Source organism: Streptomyces sp. 3MP-14, from assembly GCF_006334905.2.
In the GTDB taxonomy this organism is placed as follows: Bacteria; Actinomycetota; Actinomycetes; order Streptomycetales; family Streptomycetaceae; genus Streptomyces; species Streptomyces triticirhizae.
This window is the reverse complement of the sequence record NZ_VDLZ02000006.1, coordinates 75,324-93,922: the sequence shown is the minus strand read 5'-3', so window position 1 is coordinate 93,922 and position 18,599 is coordinate 75,324. Positions and strand designations below refer to the sequence as shown.

Genomic DNA, 18,599 nt, shown 5'->3' with positions numbered 1-18,599 from the left:
CGGCCGGGCAGCCGGGCAGCCGGGCAGCCGGGCAAGGGCGTGAACGGGCGGCGCACGTCCGTCCGTTCACGCCCTGCGCCGCCCGTTCACGCCCGCGCCCCAGCACCGTCAGGGCGCCAGGCGCACCGTCTCCCGGGCGCCGTCCGGCCAGGCCACGGTCACCTCGGGCCCGTCGACGGTGAGCGCCGGGCCCGGGTCGGGGGCCTCCAGCCCGGCGCCCAGCCCGACCAGCGCGGCGACCACCTCGCCCGGCGCGATCGGCCCGGCCGTGGTCAGCCACGGCACGGCCGAGTGCTCGCCCAGCGGGTTGTCCCCGGCGAACGCGCTGACCCCGGCCCGGTCGAAGCCGCGCAGCGGCACCAGCACCGAGCTGAGCCGTTCGCCGTGCACGGCGGCGCGGCCCGCCTCGGCGGCCGCGCGCGGCGGCGTCGCGCCGGCCAGCGACCAGCCGCCGACCCGCAGCCGGAACGGGCCCGCGCCCGGCGCGATCCGCCCGATCCGCACCTCCCAGGGCCCGTTGACCACCGAGGCCAGCCACAGCTCGGGCCCCTCGGTCACCGCCAGCGGGTCCTCGTGCGGCGCCCGGCCGCCCATCTCCACCCAGTGCGCCCGCCCGACCGAGACCGCGCTCGCCCCGCCGACCGCGACCGGCCGGAACGCCCGCCGGTGCGAGGGCCGTTCGGCGTCGTCCAGCAGGCAGAGCGTGGACTCCAGCGGCGCCAGGTGCGCCTCGGGGCGGCTGCCGGGCGCGGAGGCGCCGGAGTAGCCGACGGCGGAGTAGAGCACGTCGTCGCAGCGCGACTCGCCGGGCGGGGCGTGGTCGGCGCCGTGGTTGTAGACCCGGATCACGCCGTCCCGCGCGGTGCCGCGCAGCAGCCAGCCGGTGGGCCGGACGGTCAGCGCGGTGTCGCCCTCCTCGACGGGCAGCGGCCGTTCGCGTGCGGTCCACACCGGGTGGTCGGGCGGCAGCAGCAGCCCGGCCATGCCCTTGCTGGCCCAGTAGGGCGAGCCGGGGCCCGAGTAGTACTGCTTGATGGCGGGCAGTTCGCGGTGCCAGCCGAGGGTGAGCAGCCCGTTCGCGTCCGGCGCACCGTGGTCGGCGAAGTGCTTGACGATGCCGACGGCCGCCCGCCGGGTCTGGCCGGGCGGCAGCGGCGTCGCGTCGTGCAGCGCGCCGACCCAGAACGGGGCGGCGGCGGCGAACCGGTAGGTGAGCGAGCGCCCCTGGTGCAGCGGCGCGCCGTCCGCGCCGACGGTGTGCACGAGGTCGGCGAGGTGGCGGCGCAACCGCTCGCGCCAGACGGGGCGTTGGGCGAGCGCCGCCGGGTGGTCGGGGGCCATGGTGGTCCACCACAGCGGGTAGAGGTGCAGCGCCCAGCCGTTGTAGTGGTCGAAGGCGCGCGGCCCACCGTGCCCCTGCCCGCCGTCGGAGTACCAGCCGTCGGCGCGGTAGAAGCTCTCGTGGGTGGCGAGGTTGCGCTCGACGTCCTCCGGGCGCCACTCGGCGCCGACCGAGGCGAGGAACGCCTCGGTGACGTTCTGGAACCAGACCCAGTTGGTGGCGTAGTAGACCAGGCCGAGCGACTGCGAGAGCCAGGCGACGACGCGCTGGCGCACCGCGTCGTCCAGCCGGTCCCAGATCCAGGGGCGCGTCTCGTGCAGCGCGAGCGCGACGGAGGCGGCCTCCACCCTGGCCTGCGGGACCTCGGTCAACGAGGGCCACGCTTCGGGGTGTTCGGGGTCGGTCCCGGCGGCCAGGCCGCGCGCGTACCAGTCGGCCAGGCCCAGCGGGTCGGCGCCGCCCGCCCCGGCCAGCCGGAACGCGGCGGTCAGGAAGGTGCGGGCGAAGCCTTCGAGTCCGTCGCTGCGCGGGCCGTAGGAGCTGTTCGGGCCCGGCGGCAGGATCAGCGCGTGCCCGGGCGAGGCGTGCCGGCGGGCGCCGCGCAGCAGCAGGTCGGCGTGGTCCTCGAAGTGCCGGCGGGTCCAACCGGTGTACGGGGACAGCGCGTTGGGGTCCTCGGCATCGTCGGCCTCGGTCACGGCCGTCCTCCTCGGTGGTCCCCGCCGGCCTCGGCGGACGCGGCCCCGGCCGGCGCACCGCCGGCCCGCGCGTCGCCGGCCCGCGCATCGCCGGCCCGCGCGGTCTCGGCCGCGCGGAAGGTGAGGCGGGTGGTGCCCTCGGCGGTGGGCGCCGTGGCGACGAGCCGGACCCGGTGCACGGTCGGGCCCCAGACGGCCGCCAACTTGGGGTCGTCCACGGCCCGTTCCTCCGCCGCCATGCAGAACAGCGACGGGTCGTAGCCCAGCAGCACCCGGTGCCCCGGGGCGCCCAGCAGCAGGCTGCCCGGGGTCGGCCCGGCGGCCACCGGGTGCGTGGTGACCAGGTGCAGCGCCAGGGCGCTGGGCGGCGCGGCGAGCCGCCAGGTCTCCTCGACGGCGACCTCGGCCGGCCCCTCGGCGTCGGCCCTGCGCAGCGTCAACGCCCGCCGCCACGCGGCGACCTGGGCGTTCGCCGGCCAGGTGGCGGCGAGGTCCAGCTCCAACGACACGGCGGCGTCGGTGAGGACGGCCGTCACGTCGCGGGCGGCGTGCTCCTCGCCCGGCGCCTGCTGGACGTCGTTGACCAGCGGGAGGTTGTGCCAGGCCGAGCCCATGGTCCAGATGTCGTAGCGGTCGGGGCCGAAGGTCTTCCGGCTGTAGGTGCCGACCCCGAGGTCGATGACGACGGGCACGCCGCCGTTGGCCAGGACGAACGACCCGACGTCGTTGTGGTTGTGGAACTCGCCGTTGTGGCCGCCCTTGGCCGCGAGGAACAGCCCCTCGGGATCGCCCTCGCGCTCGCGGGCGACCAGCAACTCGGTGTCCGGCAGCCACCGTTGGCGCACCAGCGGTGGCCGGCCCGCGCCCTCGGCGGCGGCCGCCTGCCACTCCGCGTCGAGCAGCGGGGTGAGCAGCCGGGCCAGCGAGACGTCCGGCGCGTCCAGCGAGTCGGTGGGCGGGGTGGCGGTCGCCAGCGCCGCGACCTCCGGCTCGGCGACGCGCCGGCCGTAGCGGAAGAGCAGGCCCGGCTCGACCTTGCCCATCCGGGGCCGGCCGTCGGCGAAGTTGACGAACCAGGGCCCGGCGACATGCGCGGTCACCGGGTAGCGGGCCAGCGCCGCCGTCTTCGGCAGCCGCAGCGCGGCCGGGTCGCCGGTGGCGTGGGCCAGGGCCTCGACGCACTCGAAGTAGGAGGCGGCGGAGCGCCACCAGTAGGCGATGCCCTCGTCACAACCGCCGTCCTCGGGCAGGGAGTCCAGGTAGCGCTCCAGGGTGCCGACCGCGCGCGCCACGCTCTCCAGCAGCTCCTCGGCGGTCTCCTCCAGCAGCAGCGCCGCCGGCAGGATGTTGGAGATGATCCAGCTGGTCCAGTTGTTGAGCTTCTCGCCGCCCAGGCCGAGCCACCACCAGTCGTCGCGGGCGCGGTAGGGCACCAGCACCCGCGAGCGGACCTCGGCCCGGGCCAGCGCGGCGGTCTCCTCGGGGAGTTCGTCGCCGACCAGCAGCAGGGTGTGGGCGAGCAGGGCGGCGGTGTCGGCGGCGAAGAGGTCGACGGTCGGGCGGGCCGGGTCGGGGGCCGGGTCGCCCTGGGCGTCGTGGGACTGCTCGTGGGCCGGGACGCACCAGGTGGGCTCGGCGCAGACCAGCCGGACCAGGGCGTCGAGTTGGGCGGTCGCGGTGCCGGGGCCGGCGAGCACGGTGTGGGCGACGGCGGCGTTGAGGCGGGTGCGGCGGGCGAAGTAGGCGCGTTCGTAGCGCTCCCGGTCGCCGGTCCTGCCGTAGGCGGTGAAGCCGTCGGCGGGCAGCTCGGGCAGTTCCTCGGCGAGGTGGGTGCGCGCGAGGGCGAGGGTCCTGGCCCGGGCGGGCTCGGGGACGGCGTCCCAGGCGGCGCGGTCGGCGGCGGGCGGCAGGGGACGCCAACGGCCCGGTGGGGGCAGGACGGTGGCGAGGCGCTCGCGCGGGTAGAGGGCGCTGAGCTGGTCGTGCGGCACGTTGGGTTCCCTCCGTGCGGGATGCTCGGGTGTGCTCGGGGTGCGGGGGCCGGCTCTTGACGGCGGTGGGGGTGGTCGGGCGGTGGGGGTGGTCGGGCGGTGGGGGTGGTCGGGGCCGGGCCGGCGGGCGGGGACCCAGGGGGTGGGCTCCCGCCGCCGGTTACAGCTTCCCCGGTGAGCGCGATCGAACCCGAAATTGACCGGTCACATCTGATCGCACCGGGGACGGGGCGAGGCCCACGGACGGGGGGACGACCCGCCAGAGTGGAGCCACAGTGGGCCGTCCCCCCGCCGCGTTCGCTTGCCGCGTTCAGATGAAGCGCGGCGCGTCCAGGTCGTGGTACACCCGGTGCGGCCGGCGCTCCCTGACGCCCGACAGGGCGCGGAACGGCCCCACCGGCTGCTCCTCCGCGCCCCGGTCGGTCGGCTCGTAGCGGAGCCTGGCGGCGAACGGGCCGTCGCCGTCGTCCGGGTCGACGCGGCGCAGCGCGGCGGCCAGCCGGTCCTCGTCGGCGCCGTCGGGCAGCGCGAACGGCGAGGAGAACACGCCCTCCTGGGCCAGCACCACCGGGCCGTGCAGCAGCGCCGCGCGGTGCGGGTGGAAGCGGTCCACCGGCTCGGCGCGCAGCGTGGCGCCGAGGGTGACCTCCAGCCGGTCGCCCGGCGCCCAGACACGGCTGACCGCCGCCCAGCCGCCGGCGCCCGGCACGGCCGGCACGGACGCGCCGTTGACGCGCAGCGCGAAGCCCCGGCTCCAGGACGGCACCCGCACCCGGAGCGTGCACGCGACGGGCGCGTCCGCCTCCACCACCAGTTCGCTGGTGTCGGTCTCGGGGAACCGGGTCCGCTGCCGGACGGTCAGCTCCTGCCCCTCGTGCTGCCACCGGATCTCGGCTGGCACGAACTGGGCGACGGCCAGGCCGTCCTCGGCGGTGAGGAACACCAGGTCGGGCACGGCGGCCACCGCCTGGAGGTAGGTGCCGGAGCAGCACGGCCAGGCGTCCCAGTGCCGCAGCTTGGTGGCCTGGCCGCCGAGCCGGTAGTCCGCGTAGTAGTAGGAGCGGCCGTCGGCGCGGATCGGCAGGCTGGCGCCGATCCCGTTGAACAGCAGCCGCTCGGCCAGCTCGGCGTGGGCCGCGTCGCCGGTGGCGGGCAGCAGCCGCCGGGTCAGCTTGAAGATCGCCCAGGTGTCGCAGGGGATCTCGGCGGTGTCGGTGCGCCACTCCAACGCCCGGCCCAGCGTGCCGTCGTCGGGCACCGACCACTCGCCGGGGCCGTAGCCGCCGGTGGCGTACGCCTGGGTCTCGGCGACCCACTCCAGGCCGTTGCGGGCGATGTCCAACATCGCCCGGTCGCCGGTCGCGGCATATGCCTCGGCCGCCGAACAGAACGTGTTCACATGGCTGTAGGCGTGCAGCCAGACCGGCACGTCCCAGGTCCCGCCCGGCTCGGGGCGGGTGGCGAACGCGTCCCAGTAGGCGTCGTAGTGCCACAGCTCGGCGAACTCGCGGAACGCCGGGTCCCCGGTCAACTGGTAGGCGCGGTACGGGTTCTCCGCGAGCGTGTACCACTCCAGGGTGCCCTGGGGGCGGCGGCCGTCCCGGTCGAGACGGGTGGCGGGGGAACGGCTGCGGTCGAACGTGCGGGCCGCCGCCTCGGTGATCCGGGACAGGGCGCGCAGCGCGTCCTGGTGGCCGGCGTACTCGGCGACGTCGACCAGGCCGCAGGCCGCCTTCTCCCAGCCGTAGGTGGCCATCCGGGCGTCGCCGTCGGCGGGCAGGGTCGCCGCCCAGCCGTCGGCCAGTTCCACGGCGCGGGCCGCGAGCGCGGTGTCGCCGAGGGTGTGGGCGAGCCGGGCCAGGCCGCCGACCCACTGGCCGAAGGTGGCCTCGGTGGTGCGGCTGGCCCAGCCGGCCAGGTCGTTGCCTGGTGCCGGCTGGCCCGCGTTGCGGCGGAAGCCCTTGAGCACGTCGGCGGGTGAGAGCCCCCCGTAGACCCCGGCGGCGTGCGCGGCGCGTTCGGCGAACGGGCCGGGCAGCAGCCGCACCCGCGCCGGGTCGGCTGGGCGCAGCCGGGGCGCGTCGGCGGGGGCGGTGGGAACGGTGGGGACGGTGGACGAGGCGTTGCGGGTCACGATTTGACGGCTCCGGAGGTCAGTCCCCGCACCAGCCAGTCCTGGAGCAGGTAGAAGAAGACGAGTGCGGGTATGGCGGCGAGGATCGCGCCGGCGGCGAACGGGCCCCAGCGGTTGGTGTACTCGCCGCTGAGATAGCTCCACATGCCGACCGGCAGGGTCATCTCGGGCGAGTCGGTGATCAGCACGCTGGCCACGATCAGCTCGCCGTAGGTGGCGACGAACGAGAGCACCGCGATCACCGCGAGCATGGGGCGGGCGAGCGGGATGATGATGGTCCAGAAGATCCGGGCGTGGGACGCGCCGTCGACCATGGCCGACTCGTCCAACTCCCGTGGCAGCGAGTCGATGTAGCCCTTGACCAGCCAGACGTTGCCGCCCAGCACGCCGCCCAGGTAGATCAGGACCAGCGTCCAGTTGCTGTTGAGGCCCAGCAGCGGCATGAGCCGCCCGGCCTCCTGCACCATCAGGTAGATGGCGATCAGGGCCAGCAGGTTGGGGAAGAGCTGGATCAGCACGATGGCCCGCATCAGCGGCTGCCGGCCCCGGAAGCGGAACCGGGAGAACGCGTACGCCGACATCGTGGTGACCAGCACCGATATCGCGGCGACCAGGAACGACACGCGCAGCGTGTTCCACAGCCAGCGGAAGAACGGGAACGTCGGGTCGTCCCAGAGCACCTCGAAGTTCGCCAGCGAGGCGTTCCTGGGCCAGAAGCCCTGCGTGCCCAGGGTGTTGGAGTCGTCGAACGCCGCGACCACCACGTACCACAGCGGGAAGAGGACGAAGCACAGCGAGACGGTGAGGATCGCGGCGATGCCGGCCTGCCGCCAGCGCCGCATCCTTCTGGCTCTGGGATTCGGGTGCGCGCCGCCCCGGACGGAGCTTGCGGTCGCCATGTCAGTTCTCCTCTGCCCAGACGGCGTACCGGCGGAACTGCGAGGCCACCACGGGGATGAGCACCACGAAGATCATCATGGTGATCACGGCGGCCTGGGCGTAGTCGGAGCCGTTGCCGAAGACGAAGGCGAGTTTGTAGGTGTAAGAGATCAGCAGGTCGGTGGAGCCGGCCGGGGTGTCCGTGTCGGTCATCGGTGGACCGCCCGAGTTGAGCAGGAAGGTCACCACGAAGTTGTTGAAGTTGCCGACCATGCCCAGGATGATCAGCGGCGAGATCATCCGCATCAGCAGCGGGAAGACCACCAGCCGGAACCGCGCCCACCAGCCGGCGCCCTCCACCTGGGCGGCCTCCAGCAGGTCCTCGGGTATCGCCTGGAGCGCGCCGGAGACGATCAGCAGGAAGTACGGGAAGCCGAGCCAGAACGTCACCAGCAGCAGCGCGAACCGCGCCATCGTCGGATCGCCCAGCCAGTTCCGGTCGAGGCCGAAGACGGTCTCCCCCAGCTCGGTGATGATGCCCAGGTTGGCGTTGAGCATCGCCGCCCAGACCAGCACCGTCAGATACATCGGCACCACGTACGGCAGGAGCAGCAGCGAGCGGATGATCTTCGCCAACCGCCTCGGTATGTCACGGCTGTTGAGCGCCAGCGCGATGATCATGCCGATCACCAGCTGGCCGACGACCACGGCGACCGCGTAGAAGATCGTCCACAGGAAGATCTCCAGCAGCGGGCCCCTGATGCCGGGGTTGGTGAAGATCTCGGTGAAGTTGTCCCAGCCGACGGTGGTCTGGAACGAGGGCGACAGCTCGAACTGGCCGTCCGCCGAGGTGAACGTGCCCTCCACCGGCCGGTACTCGCGGTCGGTGAGGACGTCGGTGAGCACCCCGTCCTGGTACCGGTAGCGGTACTCGTACTCGCCGGCCAGGCCCATCGACTGGATGGTGATGGGCGTGTCCGCCGGGCCGAACTCGGTGTCGGTCAGCTCGTCCAGGGCGCGCGCCGTGGCCGGCGTGTCCAGCTGGGCGAAGCCGTCCACCTCGGCCGGGTACCCGTCGTCGGCCAACTCCCCGCCGCTGTAGGGACGAAGCGCCTCGCCCGGCTCGGCGACCAGCGGCGCGGCCGCCGGGTCCTCGCCCGGCTTGACGACCAGCAGCGTCTCGCCCTCCTCGTTCTCGTAGGCGCGCCAGTCGTAGGTGGCGGCGCCCTCGGGGAGGTAGGTGACGGACTCCAGGGCCTCGACGGCCTGGTCCTTGTTGAGCAGGTGGTCGGAGCTGTAGTTGGTGAACGCGATGTAGAAGCTGTACGCCTGCGGCGCGATGGTCAGCATCACCAGCAGCGCGATGCCGGGCGCCAGCCAGCGCATCGGCACCAGCCCCGGCACCAGGGCCACCACGTTGACGCCGAACACGGTGAGGAACAGCGCGCCGGCGAGGTACCAGGTGCCCTCGGACAGGAAGTTGCTCACCGCGACGAGCGTGAAGACGTCGATGATCACCATCGCGATCAGGGTGAGCGTCCACGCCATCGGCGAGCGGCGGGCGGCGGCCCGGCTGGCGGCCGAGCCCCTCGGTCTCAGCGGCGACCTGGGCGGCCTGGGCGGCTTCGGGCGGCCGGTCGGGGAGGGCGTCAGGGTTGTCGACATGGGGTCCTCAGCTCTCCTCGATGGCGTTGCGCATCCGGCGGGCCGAGTTGCGCATCGCGGCGGCCGAGTCCTGCTGGCTGTTGAGGATGGCCGTCAGGCCGCCGCCGGCGGCCTCCCAGTAGCTGGCCAACTCGGGTGCGGACGGGATCGGTTGGGCGTCGGCGCCGGCGGCGCTGAGGGCGGCGACCAGCTCGTTGTCGTCCGCCCTGCGGGTGGGCAGCCAGGACGACTCCATGCTGAGCTTGGTGGCCATCGCGGTCATCGGACCGGTGTCCGCGAGGTACTGGGTGAGGAAGGTGCGGGCCAGCGCGAGCTTCTCCGAGTTCCGGTTGATCATGAAGCCGCGCGCCGAGAGCCAGGGGCGGCCAGGGCCTGCGGGCCCGGCCGGCAGCGGGTCGATCACGAAGTCGAAGCCCTGCTCGACATAGGTCGGCGCCATCCAGGGGCCGGAGACATGGAGGCCGACCTTGTTCTCCGCGTAGACGCTGAGCGCCACGTCGTCGGTGGTGCCGGGGCGGACATAGCCGCTCTCCACCAGCCCGGCCAGCCACGCCGCGGCGGCCAGGCCGCCCTCGCTGTCGAGGCCGACGTCCTCGACGTCCACCTGCCCGTCGCGCTCGCCGAAGACATAGCCGCCGAACGCGCTGAGGATGCCGGGCCACAGGTAGGCGTTGCCGGCGTCGATGGCCAGCGGGTACTCCACGCCGGCGGCCACCAGTTCGGGCGCCAGGGCGTCGAACTCCGCCCAGTTGGCGATCGGTTCGGGGATGACCGCCGGGTTGCGGTAGACGCAGAGCGACTCGACCGCGTACGGGACACCGAACAGGGTCTCGTCCATGGTCCAGCCCTCGATCGCCCGCTGGTCGAAGTCCTGGGCGCGGGCGCCCAGTTCGACCGGAGCGAGCAGGCCGGCCTGGTTGAGCGTGCCCATCCAGTCGATGTTGCCGTCGAGCAGGTCGGGGCCGCCGCCCGAGGGGCCGGCCTTCTGGAAGTTGGCGTTGATGTCGTTGAACGCCAGGGGCTGGTAGCGGATGTTGACCTGGTAGTCCCGGGTGAAGGCGGCGCTCGCCTCCACCATCGCCGGGACCCGGGCGCTGTCGGCCCAGATCACCAGCTCGGGACCGTCGACCCGCTCCCCCGCGTACTGGTCGGGCTCCTCGGCCCCTTCGCCGGCGGGGCCGGCCGGCGCGGCGCCCGACGAGGACGAGCAGCCAGCGAGGCCCGCCGTCCCCAGGGCGACGGCGCCGGTCATGCCGAGCCAACTCCGTCTGCTGATGCGTGTTCTTGTGGTCATGCCTTCCCGGTCCGTCTTCTGGCTCCGTCTCCCGGCACCGACGTGATCGCGGGTCGGAGGGCTCGGCGCGAGTGGACATCCGCCGGGCCGGGGTGCGGGCCCTGGGCGGTGCGCGAGTTGTTTCCAACGTTGTATGGAGCGCGGACGGGCACCGTCAATACGGGGGAAAGGGTTTTCTGAACTTTTCCGCACCGACCTCGATCCGGTGAAGACGCCGCAGTCGCAAAGAAAACGGTCCACCCGGCGACAACTGCCGCCGGGCGAACCGCAGTACAGTTTTTCCGTCACGGTGAGTTATGTTACCGTGACGCTATGACACTCAGCGTGACGCTACGACAGGTCGATGGCGTCGAACTCCGCGTAGCCGGCCCCCTTGGTGAAGGTGATGGTGTTGGGCCCGGCCGCCAGCTCCACCTCGAAGGTGGCCGTGCCGATGTTCTCGGCCCGGTCGCTCCAGCCGCCGGTCGCCGGCAGCTGGATCGCCGCCCGCTCCCCGCCGTTGACGCTCAGCCAGTAGTCGCCGGCGCTGTTCGCGATGCCGTTGGCGTAGCGGACGTCCATGGTCCAGGTCCGCGCCTCGGGCACGTCCACGTAGATCGTCACGTCGCTGGTCCCGTTGAAGCCCTGCCACATCGGCCCGGTGGTGGTGTCGCCGAAGTCGCCCGGCCGCACGGCCGACCAGTCGTCGACGAAGTAGGCGCGCTCGGTGTTGAGCCCGCCGACCACGCCGTGGCCGCAGGCCGCCGCCGACGCCTGCCGGCCGCCGAGGTTGACGATCCCGCGCTCGGCCTCGTAGTGCTGCGGCCCCGCGCTCGGGCAGTTGACGGGCTCGTTCCACTGCTCGGCCGGGCCCCACGCCTCCAGTTCGGAGATGCCGACGGGCCCGCTCCCCTCGGGGAGCACCAGCCGCAGCCGGCTGGTGGTCACGGGATCGAAGCGCAGCGAGACCGCGTCGTCGCCGACGATCTCCTCGGGCGCGGCCTCGGCCAGTTCGACCCAGCCCTGGCCGTCCCAGCGCTCCAGGCGCAGCCCCTCGGGCGGGGCGATCCCGGCGTCCTGGTAGACGGCGACGCGGGCCTCGTCCAGGGTCCGCTCGGCGCCGAAGTCGACGGAGATCCAGTCCTGTTGGTTGGGCGAGCCCCGGGTCGACCACTTGGCGAAGTCGAGGTCGTCGTCGTAGAGCGAGGCCCCGTCGAACGCGCTGAGCACCGCCTCCGCCTGGCGGTGCTCGCCGCCGTCCTGGGTGTTGTCGTAGCCCTCGTAGGAGGCGTCGAAGGCGGGGAACGCCTGCGCGGTGTCGGCGGCGAAGTTGGCCCGCGAGCCGTCGTAGCGACTGGCCGTCGAGTAGGGCTCGGCCTCCGGCACCACGGTCGGGCCCACGTCGATGGTCAGCTCGCCCAGCTCCGGCTGCTGGGCGACGAGTTCGCCGTTCAGCCAGACGCTCAGGCCGGCGCCCCTGCCGTAGTGGCTGCCGTCCTCGTCCCAGGCGAAGGCCAGGTCATGGCCGTGGTAGGGGACGTTCTCGGCGGCGAAGTGCGTCCAGTCCTCCGGCACCAGCGGGTTGAGCACCAGCGTCTCGTCCGCCTGCGGGCGCACGCCGAGCAGCCCGTTGAGCACCAGGTCGCTGAAGGGGTAGGCGTTGTAGTGGTTGGACCGGTTGGGCTGGTCGTAGATCCACTGCCCGGTCACCGAGTCGGCCGCCTCGGCGACATAGGGCTCGCCGTCCTTGTACTGGAGCCGCGCGTAGCGGTCCATCAGCTCGACGTAGTCGTCGGTGGTGAGCGCCGGCTCGCTCGCGCCCTCGGGGGTCAACTGCTCGTAGTTGTTGAGCGCGTTGGCGGCGGCCACCAGGGTGCGAGCGTGGCTGTAGGGCCAGGCGGCGCCGTCCCAGCGGCAGCAGTTGCCGTTCTCCCGGTCGGGCGAGTACGCGCCCGAGGTGTCGGTGTCCGGGTCGCGCACCTCGGCCGTGCTGGGCCCGTAGGGCGTGCCGAAGCCCTCCGGGTCCTCCAGGAAGTCCCACGCCCCGGCGAACCGGGCGTCGTCCGGCACCAGTTCGAACTGCCAGGGGTAGTAGCCCCAGATCTCCCGGCCGGAGAGCTTGGTGCCCTCCGGGTAGACGGAGCCGTCGGGCGCGCGGTAGCCCTGCGCCTCGTTGTCCCGCATCACGTGGTAGAAGAAGTCCCGGTCGTCGTCCCAGAGATACTCGACGATCCGCTCGCTCAGATCGGCGGACCGCTGGGCGAACTCGTCGGCCAGCTCCTGGTCCCCGGCCGCCCGCGCCGCCTCGGCGATCACCCGGGCGTCGGCGGCCTGCGCGGTGTTCAACGGCGTGGAGTAGCCCCAGCCGCCGAAGAACTCGTGCAGCGGGATCAGGAAGTCCTCCGGATCGGGGAACTGCACGTCGCTCGGCACGACGAACTCGGTCTTCTTCGCCGCGATGGTGTGCTCGGTGGCATCCCAGACCGGCTGGTGCCAGTAGAGGCCGACGTCCGCGTCGAAGTAGTCGTCCCTGGCGTGCCACTGGTCCACCAGGTCGGGCAGCGCCTCGGTCAACAGGTCGGTGCGGCCGGTGGCCAGCGCGTACTGGTAGACGTTGTCGGCGGTGGGGTCGGTGTAGCGCAGGCCCTCCGTGATCTGGTGGGTGGCGACGTCGTTCTCGACGATCCCGGGGTGGCGCAGCCAGCGCAGGTCGCGCATGGCGTTCGGCCCCATCCAGGGCCCGAAGACGAAGACGGCGTCGTACCAGCCGTCCTGGGGGCCCGCGTAGCGGAGCATCCGCTGGGTGACGGACCAGCGGTAGTAGTAGATCTCCTCGATGGTGGCCCCGCCCTCCTCGGGCAGGTCGACGAACGGGATCGAGTCCTCGAACCACTGCTGCTCGGGGAAGCCGGCCAGCTTCTCGGCGTGGTCGAAGAGCGGGTCGGCGTTGGTGAGTTGCAGTTCCCCGGTGGCCTGGGCGCTCGCCCCGGCCGTCTGGGGCGCGAGCGCCCCGGCGGTCAGGGCCAGGGCCGCCGCCAGGCAGACGGACCCGGGTCCGCGCCAGCGTCTGTTCACGGCGATGTTCCTCTTCTCGGTGGGAGGTTCTTCGGCGACCACGGCGTGGGCGCGAACGGTTCGTGCACTGGCAGGCTGTCGCAGCTGTACATCGACGTAAATACCCAGGAACAAACTCTTTTTCGCGCGGAACTAAACACGATGCGACAAGGCCCTTGCCGGGCGGGGCGGAACGCGGGGCTGCGGCTGGCGCGCGCCCGGGGCGCGGGAGCCGGGGCGCCTGGGGCGCCCCGGCGGGGGGCCGCCCTCGGCCGGGCGGCGCCAGGGCGGGCGGGTGGTCTTCCGGGGGTGCTGTGGTCGGCTTCGGGCGGCAACCGGCGGAACGGTGCTGCCGCCCGGCGCGGCAACGGGCGTGGTGCGGCGCGGTGTTGCCAGCAGTGGCACCGGCGAGACGGTCGCAGCGGCACCCCGCCGTGGAGGCACCGAAATCGGCGGAATGATGCCGCGCGGCCCTGGCCGGCATTCCGCTGTGCGCGGCAACGAGCGGGGCGGCCCGGGGCGTTGCCCCGTTGCGCTGACGCTGGCGGGGCGGTCCCGGGCGGCGCACCGCCGGGCGGTGCCGAAACCGGGGGAACCATGCCGCGCCGCCGGGACCGGCGTTCGGCTACGCAGGGCAACGGGCAGGTCCGGGCGGTGGGTTCCCGACAGGAGCGCCGGCGCTGGCGGGAACGCCCCCGGGCGGACCCCCGCCGGGGAGGCACCGTAACCGGCGGGCCCATGCCGCGTCGCCGGGACCGGCGTTCGACCGCGTGCGGCAACGGACGGACGGGGGTGGGGTGTTGCTGACGGTGGCTGTGGCGCTGCGGGGCCCGGGAGCTTGCTCGTGCCAGGACGGGCCGGCGGGGGTGGGGAGTCGCGTCGGCCCCCGTTCCCGGGGAACTCGGTCGAGCACATGTCGCGCCGGTCGAGCCTCGCCGGGGTGCGGCGTTGCCGGGTCAACGGCGTCACTTGGTGTGCGTCTGTCCCGACCGTTCGCCCTTCCGGGCTGTCGCGTGCCGACAACCGCTCGGCAGCCGGACGCGCCGTTCCGCGGCGGCGGGCACAACACCGTTGCCACAGTCGCTCGTTGGGCACAGCGGTTGGGACACTCCCCCGAACAGCCAGGGCCCTCGCGCACAGCACGGCAGCGCCCCCACTCCTTCGGTCCGCGTAACTCCCCCGTCGGAGCCCCCGTTGCCGAGTCCCGTTCGCCGCCTTCCACTGGCGATCGCCGCCCGGGCAACGGAACGGCGAGCCTCCGCAGAGCGACCGATGCGCGCACCCGCGCGAGCGCCCTCAAGGGCGCGACGCGCCCCCGCCCCCCACCCCGCGCGGCAGCGCCGCCCGCAGGGGAAGGACCGGGCACGCGGCGCAGTGGCGTGCCCGGTCCCGTTCAGGAGGTGGTCGGCCCCGCCCCCGGGGCGGGGCCGTCCGTCACAGCGAACCCGTCGCGAAGTACGCGCGGCAGACGTCGCCGTCCCAGTCGGTCGCGATCTGGAACAGCTCCCGTCCGTCGTTCGAAGGCAGCAGCGGGGAACTGTAGTTGGGGCAGTAGTTGGGCACCGCCGTCGGCACCTGGACCGGTGCCGGGGCGGCCCGCCAGGGCCCCTCGCCGTTGGCGTTGTTGACGAGCACGATCTGGCCGTTCTCCGGCGCGGTCGAGCCGTCCGCGTTCAGCACCATCTGGCCGACGATCACCAGCTGGCCGTTGGGGTTGCCGTCGGGCGCCGGGGACCAGGCGACGGTGGGCGCGGCGCGCAGGTACTTGCCGTCGGCGGTCTCCGGGCGGAAGCCCAGGTGGGCCGGGTCGCCCCAGTCCCAGCCGTCGGGCGAGGTGCGGTAGTGCACGACGCACTGGTACTGGCCGCCCGGGTTGCAGATCTCGAAGATCATGAAGTAGGTGCCGTTGGGCAGCTTCCTGACCACCGGCATCCCGGGGCGGTCCGGTTCCCAGGTGCTGGCCACGGTGTTCTTGTGGTCGACCCAGTTGACGCCGTCGTAGGAACGGGCCGCCGCCAGTTTCTGGTTGTGCGCCGGATCGGTCTCGTCCGCGTAGTGGCAGACGAGCGCGCCGTCCGCCGCCACCGAGAACTCCGGCTCCCACAGGCCGCCGGTGCCGTTGGCGACCGCGCAGCTGGAGAGGTAGTTCCAGCTGCGGCCGATGTCGTCGCTGGCCCAGATGCGCAGCGCCATCCGTCGGTCGGCCTCGTCCTGGCCGGCCGACGACGCCCACAGCAGGGTGCCGGCGCGCAGGTTGCCGACCTGCTGGGGCAGTTCGTAGAGCGTGGCGCAGCACAGGCCCTGGCCGCCGGACGAGTCGGGGTCCGCGACGGCGCCAACCTGCCGGAAGCTGGCGCCGTTGTCGGTGGACTCGTGGATGGCGCCGATGCCGCTGTTGCCGTCGAAGGTCACCGTGCTGGCGAGGATGCGGCCGTTGGCGTCGCCGTTGTGGGCGAGCCGGATGGCGCGCGGGTAGAGGCCGGTGCCCTCGGAGATGGGGGTGCCGGTGGCGGCGGGCGCCACCTCGTCCAGGCCGGCCAGCTCGGACGCGTCAACGGACTCCGCGCCGGGGGCGGCGGCCGCCGCCTCCGTGGTCGCCGCGCTCGGGTCGTCGGTGAGCGCGGCGGTGGCCGCCGGTGTGCCCAGCAGCGCGGTGAGCAGCACGCCAACGCCCAGCAGCGTTGAGCGTCTTGCCCATCGTGTCGATATTCGGCTCATGTGAGTGTCGTCCCTGCCTGTGTCGGTGGGGTCTCGGTGGGGGGTCGGGGAGCGGTGACCACCCCGGGTGGCCCGGGGTGGTCACCGCGCCGTCAACGACAGGTGGTGCTGAAGGACTGTTCGGCGAGCCCTCGGCAGAACGCCTCGGTGGCCGGCCCGTACTGGGAGAGCCGCCCGTCCACGAACCAGGTGCTGTTCGGCGGGAACTCGAAGTCCTCGCCGGGGATGCCGTCCCAGCCGTAGCGGAAGTCGAGGTTGATGTAGGTGACCATGCGGATCACCTCCGAGAGGTCGTACTCGCCTTCCTGACCGGGGATCGGGCCCTGGTAGTTGAGCAGTCCGAAGAGCCGTTCCACCCACTCCGTCGCCAACTCGGGTTCGAGACCCGACGTGTCGGCGCCGTCCTCGGTGAAGTTCAGCAGGCCGGCCTCCGAGAGGACCATGGGCTTGGCGTGCTCCTGTGCGAACCGCGTCATTCTCAGCACATTGGCATCGTGGTCCCAGTTCTGCCAGACAGCAGAGGGGTTGCCAAATTCGTCTTCATCGATGTAAACGTCGCGGCACTGAAGGGCCTCCACGTCGTAGTTGTCCGGTGGTGTGCCGTTGTAGAGGTACCCGTTGTCGTAGATCGGCAGACACAGTTCGTGGGCGAAGATCGACAGGCCCATCCAGTCCACGTTGGCGTCGCCCGGGTAGAGCTTCTCGTACTCGCCGCGCACCGGGTGGTACACATACTGAACGTTCGCGCCGCCCGTGCGCTCATCGAACATCGCGGCCAGGGTGTTGTACGCGTCCCGGTAGGAGGCGCAGGAGTCGTCGGTGCAGTGGAAGAAGCTGGAGACCTCGTAGTCGAGCCGCACCAGATACGTGGCCTGCGGGTTGGCCGTGATGAAGTCCACCAGCGTGTCGAAGCGGTCCTGGTACTGACCGTCCGCCAGCTCCTGGGTGACCTCGCGGGACCGCTGGGCGCGCGCGTCGCCGTCGCCGCCCTCGAAGCCGGGCGGGTTGTCCTTCCAGCTGACGCCCAGCTGGATGGTGTCGCCGCGCTCGGCGAGGAACTCGGCGTACTGGCGGTGTCCCTCGCTGACCCAGGTGCCCGAGTTGACCTCGTAGTAGACCGAGCCGCCGGCGGGCGCCTCGCCCACCGTCGCCCAGTCGTCCCAGGCCGCCTGCGAGGACTGCCCGATCAGCAACTCGCGGTCGACGGCCTGGGGTTGTGCCCGCTGCTCGGTGGTCTCGGTGGTCTCGGTGGTCTCGCTGGATTCGGTGGAGGCGGCCGCCGGGTCGGTGCCCGTCCCGACCGCCGAGGCGGCGGCGGGGACGAGCACCGCGAGGACGGCGGCGCACACTGCGGTGATGCGGATGCGCATGGCCGGTTGCCTCCTACTCCGCGGCGCTGCCGTTGACGAAGTGCGGCGCGCGCACCTCGTTGAGGAAGTTCTCCAGCACCTGCGGGTTGGCCTGGACCCGGCTGTCGCCCCAGTAGCCGTTGGGGCACTGCGGCGATCCCGGCTGGCTGCCGGCCGGGCACTGCCACATGGTCTGGCTGTCCCAGTCGGTGTTGATGTAGGAGGCGGCGCGGATCACGTCGCGGTTCTCCTCGATCAGCGAGAAGTAGCCGTCGTACCACTCCTGCCACACGGCGGTCGGGTCAACGGGCGCCGGGTTGGGGCCCATGATGCAGCTGGAGGTGGCCTCGCCGTTGTCGTAGCCCTGTGGCGCGGCCTCGGCGATCATCACCGGCTTCTCGTGCGAGCGGGCGAAGTCCAGGACCCGCTCCTGCTGTTGGATCGGGTCGATGTCGGTGGTGGCGCAGCCCCACTGGGTCTGCACGGAGCCGGGCTGGTAGAAGGTCGACAGGCCGACCCAGTCCACGTACTCGTCGCCCGGGTACCACTTGTCGAAGTGGGTGGGGTCCGTGACGATGTAGTTCCACTCGGGGTTCTCGGGGCTGGTGTTGAGCGGCCAGGCGGCGGTCTGCCAGACGGTGGCGACCCGGTCGGCGTTCAGCTCGTCGATGCGGGTGGCGATGTACTGGTACGCCTGCTTGTAGTAGTCGGTGTTGTAGCAGTTCCAGGGGCCGTCGAACTCGTAGCCGATGCGCAGGTAGACGTCGCGGTCCCAGGACCTGAACGTCTCGATCATGCTGTCGAGTTCGGCCCGGTACCGGTCGACGAGGCTGGGGTTGCCGGCCTGCACGTCGTCGTCGTTGGTGCCGATGATGGCGCGCAGCGGCTGGTTGCCGCAGGAGGCGGCGAAGTCGGTGTCGGAGAGGTAGAGCCCGATGGACACCGCCGATTCGGGGTACTGCGCCAGGGTCGAGGGGAAGTCGACCACGCCGGCGCCGTAGTCCACCGGCCCGTCGAGGCCGGCGCCCGGGCCGTCGCCGCCGCCGTCGGGGGAGATGACCAGGTTGGTGTAGAGCGTGACGCCGCCGGGCTCGGGGGCGTTGAGCGCCGGGTTGTCCATCACGTCCCTGCGATAGTCGCCCAGGGTGCTGCTGTCCTGACCCATGATCATCAGGACCTGCTCGTTGGGCGGCACGCCGGGCGCGTCGTCGATGGCGCTCGGCTCGACGGTTCGGGCTGCCGACTCGCCGGCCGCCTGGTTGGTCGTCTCGCCGGCCGTCTCGTCGGCTGAAGCGTTGAACGCCAGCGCGGTGGGCAGGGCCAGCGCCGGCAGCAGGACGCCGGCCAACAGGCCGCGCCGCAGCCGGCGTTGACGGCCCCGGCGGCCCTTGCGGCCTGGCCGGTGTGCGGGGTGCTCGGTCACGGGGGTGGTTCCTTCCTGTCGGTGAAGGGCCCCTGGTGTGGGGGCGGGTGAGCCCCGGGAGGCGGGACGCACC

General features: G+C 72.8%; 10 protein-coding genes. All 10 read right to left on the bottom strand.

The features are described from left to right. Positions 1–108: 108 nt before the first annotated feature. The 10 genes from FH609_RS11195 to FH609_RS11150 all read right to left on the bottom strand — a co-directional run bounded on the left by FH609_RS11195 (position 109) and on the right by FH609_RS11150 (position 18,526). The gene (locus FH609_RS11195; protein ID WP_226961571.1) at positions 109–2,040 is read right to left on the bottom strand and encodes a DUF2264 domain-containing protein; all 1,932 of its coding nucleotides are present in this window, start codon (positions 2,038–2,040) and stop codon (positions 109–111) included. Further along, positions 2,037–4,031 carry a heparinase II/III family protein gene (locus FH609_RS11190; RefSeq protein WP_139667324.1) on the bottom strand — a complete coding sequence of 665 codons (1,995 nt, stop codon included), beginning with the start codon at positions 4,029–4,031 and terminating at the stop codon, positions 2,037–2,039. Before FH609_RS11190 ends, FH609_RS11195 begins: the two co-directional genes overlap by 4 nt. 310 nt (positions 4,032–4,341) lie before the next feature. Then, on the bottom strand, positions 4,342–6,165 hold the full coding sequence (locus tag FH609_RS11185) for a beta-L-arabinofuranosidase domain-containing protein (protein ID WP_193317847.1): 1,824 nt from the start codon (positions 6,163–6,165) through the stop codon (positions 4,342–4,344). After that, entirely contained in the window at positions 6,162–7,064 is a 903-nt protein-coding gene (locus FH609_RS11180) for a sugar ABC transporter permease (RefSeq protein ID WP_139667326.1), read from the bottom strand. The genes FH609_RS11185 and FH609_RS11180 overlap by 4 nt, the downstream gene beginning before the upstream one ends. 1 nt (position 7,065) lies before the next feature. Continuing rightward, a complete protein-coding gene (locus FH609_RS11175; protein WP_139667327.1) occupies positions 7,066–8,709 on the bottom strand; it encodes an ABC transporter permease subunit in 1,644 nt (547 codons plus the stop codon). A 7-nt stretch (positions 8,710–8,716) separates the two neighbouring features. Then, the gene (locus FH609_RS11170; protein WP_139667328.1) at positions 8,717–10,003 is read right to left on the bottom strand and encodes an extracellular solute-binding protein; all 1,287 of its coding nucleotides are present in this window, start codon (positions 10,001–10,003) and stop codon (positions 8,717–8,719) included. A gap of 330 nt (positions 10,004–10,333) precedes the next feature. Beyond that, positions 10,334–13,057 carry an MGH1-like glycoside hydrolase domain-containing protein gene (locus FH609_RS11165; protein WP_139667329.1) on the bottom strand — a complete coding sequence of 908 codons (2,724 nt, stop codon included), beginning with the start codon at positions 13,055–13,057 and terminating at the stop codon, positions 10,334–10,336. Between the two features lie 1,413 nt (positions 13,058–14,470). Continuing rightward, positions 14,471–15,700: a sialidase family protein gene (locus FH609_RS11160; RefSeq protein ID WP_226961570.1), complete on the bottom strand. Its 1,230-nt coding sequence runs from the start codon at positions 15,698–15,700 to the stop codon at positions 14,471–14,473. 146 nt (positions 15,701–15,846) lie between these two features. Continuing rightward, on the bottom strand, positions 15,847–17,124 hold the full coding sequence (locus FH609_RS11155) for a hypothetical protein (RefSeq protein WP_139667331.1): 1,278 nt from the start codon (positions 17,122–17,124) through the stop codon (positions 15,847–15,849). Between the two features lie 13 nt (positions 17,125–17,137). Then, entirely contained in the window at positions 17,138–18,526 is a 1,389-nt protein-coding gene (locus FH609_RS11150) for an endo-1,3-beta-xylanase (protein ID WP_139667332.1), read from the bottom strand. Positions 18,527–18,599 lie beyond the last annotated feature (73 nt).